This window comes from Coprococcus sp. ART55/1, assembly GCF_000210595.1.
Lineage (GTDB): Bacteria > Bacillota > Clostridia > Lachnospirales > Lachnospiraceae > Coprococcus > Coprococcus aceti.
In genome coordinates, this window is record NC_021018.1 from 431,670 (window position 1) to 440,405 (window position 8,736).

7 protein-coding genes are annotated in these 8,736 nt (G+C 42.7%); 6 read left to right on the forward strand and 1 reads right to left on the reverse strand.

Annotation, left to right across the window (positions count from 1 at the left end):
• Positions 1 to 244 precede the first annotated feature (244 nt).
• Complete coding sequence (locus tag CCU_RS02110; protein WP_015533384.1) at positions 245 to 1,243, reverse strand: helix-turn-helix transcriptional regulator; 999 nt, start codon at positions 1,241 to 1,243, stop codon at positions 245 to 247.
• Positions 1,244 to 1,537: 294 nt separating this feature from the next.
• Between CCU_RS02110 and CCU_RS02115 the strand changes: the two genes are divergently transcribed.
• Genes CCU_RS02115 through CCU_RS02140 form a run of 6 tightly spaced genes read left to right on the forward strand, consistent with a single transcriptional unit; the run spans position 1,538 to position 8,484 of the window.
• Complete coding sequence (locus tag CCU_RS02115) at positions 1,538 to 2,143, forward strand: MptD family putative ECF transporter S component (RefSeq protein WP_015533385.1); 606 nt, start codon at positions 1,538 to 1,540, stop codon at positions 2,141 to 2,143.
• Positions 2,143 to 2,883: an energy-coupling factor transporter transmembrane component T gene (locus CCU_RS02120; RefSeq protein WP_015533386.1), complete on the forward strand. Its 741-nt coding sequence runs from the start codon at positions 2,143 to 2,145 to the stop codon at positions 2,881 to 2,883. The genes CCU_RS02115 and CCU_RS02120 overlap by 1 nt, the downstream gene beginning before the upstream one ends.
• Complete coding sequence (locus CCU_RS02125; RefSeq protein WP_015533387.1) at positions 2,883 to 4,376, forward strand: ABC transporter ATP-binding protein; 1,494 nt, start codon at positions 2,883 to 2,885, stop codon at positions 4,374 to 4,376. The genes CCU_RS02120 and CCU_RS02125 overlap by 1 nt, the downstream gene beginning before the upstream one ends.
• Positions 4,357 to 5,019, forward strand: coding sequence for a hypothetical protein (locus CCU_RS02130; protein WP_208895916.1), 663 nt, complete (start codon positions 4,357 to 4,359; stop codon positions 5,017 to 5,019). The genes CCU_RS02125 and CCU_RS02130 overlap by 20 nt, the downstream gene beginning before the upstream one ends.
• Positions 5,012 to 6,751, forward strand: a complete 1,740-nt coding sequence (locus CCU_RS02135) for an ABC transporter ATP-binding protein (RefSeq protein ID WP_015533389.1) — start codon at positions 5,012 to 5,014, stop codon at positions 6,749 to 6,751. Before CCU_RS02130 ends, CCU_RS02135 begins: the two co-directional genes overlap by 8 nt.
• The gene (locus CCU_RS02140) at positions 6,748 to 8,484 is read left to right on the forward strand and encodes an ABC transporter ATP-binding protein (RefSeq protein ID WP_015533390.1); all 1,737 of its coding nucleotides are present in this window, start codon (positions 6,748 to 6,750) and stop codon (positions 8,482 to 8,484) included. The genes CCU_RS02135 and CCU_RS02140 overlap by 4 nt, the downstream gene beginning before the upstream one ends.
• Positions 8,485 to 8,736: the final 252 nt, after the last annotated feature.

Below are 8,736 nucleotides of genomic sequence, written 5' to 3' on the forward strand. Positions count from 1 at the left end.
GGAAGGAAACTCCAGTAATGCCGTGAACCAGAGAAGCTATAGCATTAATAACGGAACAATCATGGGATATGGTATACTTTGAAAATTAATATGTTGATTTTTAGAGCGTATTCAATAGTTTAGATTACCTTTAAAAACAAATTAGAGAATGAGTATGAATTTTACAATAAAAAGAGGTGCAAACTTAGCGCCTCTTTTTTGTGATAATATAATTAAAAAATTTCTAAAAAAATGGCAAGTGATTCTAATCTTTACGTATATTATAATTATTTTTTCGATAAATTTCAGGCGATTGATTAAAATAGTTTTTAAAAGCGCTAGAAAATTTACTTGCGTTTTGATACCCTAAATGTTTGGCTATAGATGAAATTGATAATTCATTCTTTTTAAGTAACAGTGAAGCATATTTCATTTTGGATTGTCGAATGTATGTCCCAATAGGAACACCATACATTTTTTTGAATGATTCTCGAAGTTTGGTTTGTCCCATTGCTGCTATTTTGCAAAGCTGCGAGAGTTCTGGTGGGTTCAAAATATTCTGCTCAATAGCCTGACGTACAGATTCCAGCGCCTTTTTCTCTTGTTTGGAAAGAGACGGTTGTTTAGATGCTATCTCCTGTCGCTGTTTATGAAAATTGGTTGCCACAATAGAAAGCAGTTCACCTACTTTGCTTTCGTAGTAAAGACGGGAGGTTTCGCCAGCAATCAGTTTATCCCGTATCTGCAAAAACAGGGTTCCAACTTCCGGGGTATTATAATCAAAAGCTTTCCAATCATAAACCTCTGCATAGTCAAAATCGTCCGGGGTAAAACGGTCTTGCAGATTTTTCTCTATGTAATCTTCAAACAGCAAAACTGACGCATAGCTGATTGGTATATTGGGGTGATATAATACTCGCCCCTGTGACGGCTTATTTAGATAAAGGTGGATTCCCTCTGTGATAGGTTGGGCTTTCCGCCCATTCTGGATCAGGGTAACACCGCCGGATTCCAAATAATAAATTTTCACCAGCTTTTGATTGATCTCATATTTGCGTTCCATTGAGGCGTATGGTATCCAGCTTCCGGTTGACAGGAATAATCCATCTGTCGGTTGAACCTGATAGATATTTCCATAGCCTTGTCTGTTTTGCGGCTGCAAGGTACAGATTCCATTATGATTATCCTGTCGAAAATGATAATCATGCAGATAAAAAGAAGCATCTCCTAATTCGTGCGCGGCCTGTGTAGAATCGGTCTGCATCCTACTCACCCCCATTTCTTATGTAGTCGGAATAATCCGCAGTATCTTTTTTTATGCTCCAAAATGTCGCAAAGGCTGTCAGCAAAACCACAAAAAGCACTGATATATCCGGTTGTTTTTCCGCTTTTAACTCCTGTTTTGACCTTTTTTGCCGGATTTGACACCCATAAAATCACTGAGTAGAATGGCATTACTGGCTGGTTAGCTGATTCTAATCACAGCAATTCTATCACGATTTTGTGCGTAGGTCAATGAGGCTTCTGCCAGCAAATAATAAATAGGAGGACGTTGAAAATGTCTAATTCACAACAAATGAAAAAAGGGCTGTCTGTGCGCGATTTGATTACCACCGGCATCCTTGCTGCTTTGTACATGGTATGCGCCATGATTGGCGAGGCTATCTTTGGGTTCTTCCCTGTACTGACTTTCCTTTGCCCGCTGTCTATTGCGCTGCTGTGCGGCCCGGTTTATATGCTGATACTGGCGAAGGTGCCGAAGCATGGCCCAATCATTGTCACCGGTATTTTGGTGGGAGGCGTACTGTTCGTACTCGGTATGTACTGGTCTATGTGCTTGGCGTATTGTATTCTTGGTGTTGTGGCCGATCTACTGGCCGGTTCTGGGAACTTTAGAAACAAAGGGCGTAACCTGCTGTCATATATGATCTTTGTTCTCAGCCCGGTTTTCTCCTACGGTATGCTTTGGTTTGACCGCGACGCCTATGTGCAATATTTGGTGGAAAAGGGAACAGAGCAGACCTATATGGACACTATGGTTTCAACCGCACAAAACTGGATGCTCCCGGCAATGATTATCGGCGTGTTGATCTGTGCTGCTATCAGCGGTCTTGTAGGCCAGAAACTATTGAAAAAGCATTTTGAAAAGGCCGGAGTAGTGTAATGGAGATGCAACTGCAAACAAAAGATACACTTGCCACATTACATTTAGACCCTCGCACAAAACTATATCTGTTGATCGTCGGAAATGTTGCGTTGTTCCTTGCGCCCTCTTTACTCTATGAGATTGCGCTGGTTGTATGTGTTGTGATTCTCGGCGTTCTTACAGGAGCAAAGCGGTTTACGGTAAGAATGGCTGCTGTCTATGCGGGAATGGTTGTTCTGCATATCATTGGAACAAATTATTTGACAGGGACTTTGCAGATTGCGATTGTAACATTTACCGTATTTATCCGTAAAATCTTTCCCTGTGCCATGCTCGGAGGTATTTTAGTCAGCACGACAAGGGTAAATGAATTTATGGCGGCCATGAACCGTATTCATATGCCAAAAGCAATGGTTATTCCTCTGACGGTCATGCTTCGATATTTCCCTATGGTACATGAGGACTGGGGCTATATCAGCGATGCCATGAGGATGCGCGATGTAGCTCCAACCGTCAAAAGTTTGCTGACCCATCCGGCCCGAACAGTGGAATGTATCTATGTTCCGATGATGATGTCAGCACTGAAAGTGGCGGATGAATTGTCGGCGGCTGCTGTTACAAGGGGGCTGGAAAATCCGAAACCCCGAACCTGCTTGCAGGAAATCCACTTTAGTGTTGCGGATGCCGTATGCTTTATTCTGTTCACTTTGTTTATGTCAGTGTCAATCTGGCTGAAATTGAAAGGGGGTGCAGGCTAATGATCCGTTTTGACAAGGTTTCTTTTACCTATCAGGAATCATTACAAAATGGCGGACTGCGCGATGTTGATTTGACAATCAACAAAGGTGAGTGTGTGCTGTTGTGTGGGCGAAGCGGCTGTGGGAAAACCACATTGACCCGTCTTGTGAATGGCCTGATTCCATACTTTTATCCGGGAGAAGTCACCGGCACAACCTATGTTGACGGTAAAAATATACAGGATTATCCCATATATGAAGTGTCCGAGTATGTGGGGTCTGTATTCCAAAATCCACGCTCTCAATTTTTTAATGTAGATACAGACAGTGAAATTTCTTTTGGAATGGAAAATCTGACTTATCCAAGGGAAAAAATGAAAGAACGCATTTCAAAGACAGTTGCAGAATTGGATATAGCCCATCTGACCGGAAGAAGCATATTTGAATTGTCTGGCGGTGAAAAACAAAAGGTGGCGTTTGCGTCCATCTATGCTATGTCTCCGAGTATTTACTTGTTAGATGAACCATCTTCCAATCTGGATATGGATGCTATTGAGGATTTGCGGCGTACACTTGAACTCCTAAAGAAACAAGGCAAGACCATTCTAATTGCAGAACATAGGATTTATTATCTGAGGGAATTAGTTGACCGCATTGTGTATATGGAAAACGGCGCTATATCTGCTGTGTTTTCTCCGAGCCAGTTTCTTTCTATTCCTGAAGAACAGCGGCACAGTATGGGACTTCGAGCTTTAGATTTGTCAAAGGTACAGCCAAGGGCCTTTGCTGAAAATTCTCAAAAGCCGATTTTGGATGTCAGGAACTTATCCTTGTTCTATAAGAAAAAGCTGGTTCTGGACGATTTGAATTTGAGTGCGGCACCGGGAGAAATCATAGGAATTATCGGCCATAACGGAGCTGGAAAATCTACATTTTCCAGAACACTATGCGGCCTGCACACAAACTGTACGGGAAAGATTCTTTGGGATGGTAAAGAACTGAACGCAAAGAGCCGATTAAAACACTCCTATATGGTGATGCAGGACGTAAGCTATCAGTTATTTGCCGATACATTGGAAAAGGAATGTGTATTTGGAATTAAGCATCCTGATTTGGACGCAGCAAAACAGGCAATGGAACGGCTTGGTATTTATGAGTACCGTACTCATCATCCCAATACACTTTCCGGGGGCCAGAAGCAGCGTGCGGCCGTGGCAGTAAGTATGGTATGCCGTAAGGATGTTTTAATTTTTGATGAACCGACTAGCGGACTTGATTATGACAGCATGATTCAGGTTGCAGGGTTATTTCAAACGCTTTCTAAAATGGGAAAGGTAATTTTTGTTGTAACCCATGATTACGAATTTTTAGCGGCAGCCTGTACAAGAGTGATTCATTTAGATAACGGAAAACAGCAGGAAGATTACCCGCTTTTCCACGACAATCTGCATCGACTACGCGATTTTTTCTTGCGGTCAGAAAGGAGACAGAACCTTGAGGAGAATGGAAAATGACCTCCTGTTCTTCCATGAGCTGATCGGTAACTGTTCCGTTGAAAAGGATTCAAAGATATATACAATTTCTCCAAAATTTGGGAAAGGCACCATGCAGAGCTTTGAAGTGATGCCTGGTGCTGAAATTGTTTATAGCAATGTTCATATCACAACTCCAATTCAAAAGAACATCCAATGTAAAGATCGTTTTATTGAAGTCACCTATTGCTTTCATGGGCGAGTGAATATGCTGTTCAGCAACCAGCCGGAGATGGTTATGAGCGACCATTATATTTCTGTTTTCAATGGTGCAAGCCACCTGAAAAGCTGTGATTTTGGGGAAGAACCTTTTGTTGGTGTTTCAGTGGTGGCTTATCTGCCGCAGATCATAAACAGCCTGAATATCATGCTGGGGACAATCGCGTTTGACGAGGACATGGATTTTCAAGGGCTTTTTACAGCGGGCGGTTGCTTTATAGCACCGGCGAAAAAAAGCGTGGAGCATATTTTTACCGAACTGCTCTTGCTGCCGGAACAGTACCGCAATTACCTTATGCGTATTAAAGTCATGGAACTATTGCTATACCTAGTTGGCAAAATGGAATATCGGACAGATTTTGGAATTTCACTATTCTGTAAGGAGGAGATGAATCGTAATGAGTGATGTAAAAGCTCTGTTTGGACTAATTGATAAGAAAAATAAGCGTCGCCTGATCGGCGCGGTAATCTGTTGCGTCCTGTCTGTTTTGTGCGGCATCTTGCCCTATTTGGGTGTTTGGGGCATTGTGACCTGTTTTCTGAATGAACGGACAGAGAACCTTTTTCAATATGTGTGCCTGATTGCCGCAGCAATCATTTTGAAACATCTGCTGTTTGGAACCGGCACAAAAATCTCTCACAAGGTAGCCTACCAGACCTTGGGGGAAACCCGTAAAAAGCTGTTCCGTAAAATTGCCCGTTTACCAATGGGCTATGTGAAAACAACGGCATCCGGGCAGGTCAAAACGATCATTATGGACAATATGGAACAGTTGGAGACATTTTACGCCCATAACATTCCAGAGATTATTTCTGGTCTCGCTGTACCGCTATGTATGGAAATCCTGCTGGCGATATTGGACATTAGGGTAGCCGGTATCATGCTGATTCCGGTCGTTCTGTTTATTCTTGTCGGTATTCTTATGATTATCGTTCAGATGAAAAAAATGGACGAATTTAATCAGGCGTTTGCCGACGTCAGCGTTAAGACGGTGGAATATGTCAACGGTATGAAAGAACTGAAGATATTTGCCGCCGACGAATCCACTTATGGCCGCCTGTCAGAAAGCATCCGCACTTACAGCACCGTTGTAACAGAGTGGTTCCAAAGCTGCTTGAAATATGTTGCTTTCAATCATGCCGACTTAAACAGCAACCTTGTGTTCTTGTTTCCACTTGCCGGTTTGATGTACCTCTCCGGCAGCGTGACAGCGGCCAGCTATATTATGTATCTGTTTATGGGGCTTGCCATGCTGATTCCGTTGGAAACTGTTTCTAATAACTTTGATTATATCGGCATGAACGCTTCTGTTGCAAAAAAGATAGACGAAATTCTGAAGCTGGATGAAATGGCGGATACGACCTCGAAGGCAGAACTTTCCGACCACACGATTGTGTTTGAACACGTTACATTTTCCTATGGGGAAGGACAGCAGGTATTAAAAGATGTCTCATTTACTGTTCCTGACGGAAAAGTAACTGCGCTCGTCGGTGTTTCCGGCAGCGGTAAAAGTACGGCGGCCAGCCTGATCTGCCGGTTTTGGGATATAACCGAGGGACAGATTTGCCTGGGAGGCGTACCGCTGAACCAGATTACGCTATCCGATCTGATGTCCCAGATCTCCTTTGTGACCCAGAATACGTTCCTGTTCAAAAAGAGTATCCGGGAAAACATTATGATGGGAAACCCAGAGGCCAAGGAGGAAGAAATGATGCAGGCAGCAAAGGATGCCGTATGTCACGACTTTATTATGCGGCTTCCAAAGGGCTATGACACAGTGATAGACAAGGAAACCAAGTTGAGCGGTGGCGAAAAACAGAGAATCACATTGGCAAGGGCAATTCTGAAAAATGCGTCGGTTGTGATTCTTGACGAGGCAACGGCTTACATTGACGCCGACAATGAAGATTTACTGCAAAAGGCGCTGGCTAAATTATCAGAGGGAAAAACCGTACTCGTAATAGCGCACCGTCTTTCTAGTATCAAGGAAGCTGATTCGATTGTGGTTCTGGAACAAGGCAAAGTGATTGATTGCGGCACACATGATGAATTGATAAGACGTTGCTCCCCGTATCAGGATATGTGGGCGGCCTTTGAGCAATCCGATCAATGGAAAATGGGAGGTGTAAACGCATGATTGCTATGATACGGAAATTCTTAGAACTTGCAGGCGAGCGTAAAAAGCAGCTTTATCTTGCGTGGCTGTTTCAGGCGTTGACCTCAATTTGTGAGGGCGCGATATATTTCATGCTGTTCCTTGCGATAAAAGATATTTTGGGCGGTTCGTTTACAAGGGAAAAACTGATACAGTATAGCCTTATGTTTCTGGTTTATACTGTCCTGCATTTTGTTTTTTATTACTTTACGATTGCAAAACAGCGCCCGGTATCTTATGCCATGATGCGGGATGAACGCCTTTCGATTGCGGCAAAAATCAAACAGTTTCCGCTATACTACTTTACAAAAGACAAGATCAGCCAGCTTACATCTTTGTTTACAACTGATTTAAGTTTTGTGGAAATGAATATCATGGAGATTATTGCCGGTTTCGTTTCCAGCATGATCATGACGGTTGTATTTGCTCTGATGCTGCTTAGTGTGGACTGGCGTATGGCGCTTCTTCTGTTTGTGGGAATCATCCCCGGTTATATCCTCTACCAGCAGTTTCAAAAGAGCATGGTTCAACTGGGAGAGCAGAAGAAAAATGCACAGGTGGCAATGATTGATTCCACGCTGGAATATGTACAGGGTATGGAAACGATCAAGGCATACCGGCTGGAACAAACCGGTAAGCTCGTAGAGAATCAGGTGGACGGATATTGCACAGCTTCTGGCCGTTATGAATCGACGCTGACGAATTGGAGTATGGGTTATAAGATCTGCCTGAATCTGGGGCTGTTTTTGAGTTTGGGTGTTGGCATTACAATGGTTCGTTCTGGTTCATTAGCCTCGGCAACCTATTTGTTTTTTGCAATCATGGGTATTATTTTTTACCGTCCGCTGGAAGCTCTGATGGGTTCCTTTGCAATGATTAATCTTGCAAACGCATCGTTGGATAATATAGCGGAAATTAACAACCTGCCGACTGAAAATGAAAAACAGGGAATTACACAGTTTGCCGATACACAAGCCGATGTACGGTTTGAAAATGTATCGTTTAGTTATGATGGAAAGCGTGAAGCAGTTAGTCATGTAAGTTTTTCAGCTAACCCCGGAACGATCACTGCATTGGTTGGTCCTTCTGGAAGCGGCAAATCTACTCTCCTTAATTTGATTCTGGGATTCGTGACGCCGAAAAACGGGCGGATTCTGTTGAATGGGAAAGATGCGGCAACATTAAAGCATAGTGATCTGGTGCGTCATGTGAGTATCGTTTTTCAGGAAGTATATCTTTTTCAGGATACCATGATGAATAATATTCGGATGGGAAACCAGAGCGCAACGGACGAGCAGGTGATAGAGGCGGCAAAAAAGGCTCACTGTCACGAATTTATAGAAAAACTCCCACAGGGTTATCAAACGGTTATCAGCGAGGGCGGTGCAAGCCTTTCCGGTGGTGAGCGTCAGCGTGTCGCTATTGCGAGGGCAATTTTGAAAGATTCCCCGATCATTCTTTTGGATGAGGCGCTTTCCAGTCTGGATGCTGAAAATGCCGTAGCAATACAAAAGGGCATAGAAGAAATGATTAAGGGGAAAACGGTGTTCCTTGTATCACACACTTTGTCCTATATCCAAAATGCAGATCAAATACTTGTTTTATCTGACGGTGTTTTGCAGGGCTGCGGAAAACATGATGAATTATTGCAATCAGTGCCTCTTTATAAAACTATGTGGGAAAAAGAAAAATCCATTAAAAGTTGGAAATTATAGGGCAATATGAATGCCCCACATTTGTACCTGATCACATGCGAATATCAGAGCATGCGGCAAGAAAGTGTGCTTTGCAAAAAATGACAATGCATTTGATGATTTTCCTGTGAAGAAATAGAAAGTGTTGCTTTTTTAAAATAGAAATATGAAAGACACAAAATACAAAATATTAGCATATTTTGACAATCAATCATATCAAAAACTATTCAATGAGGTAAACTCAGATTATGCAGAAAATCTACAAATTTTATT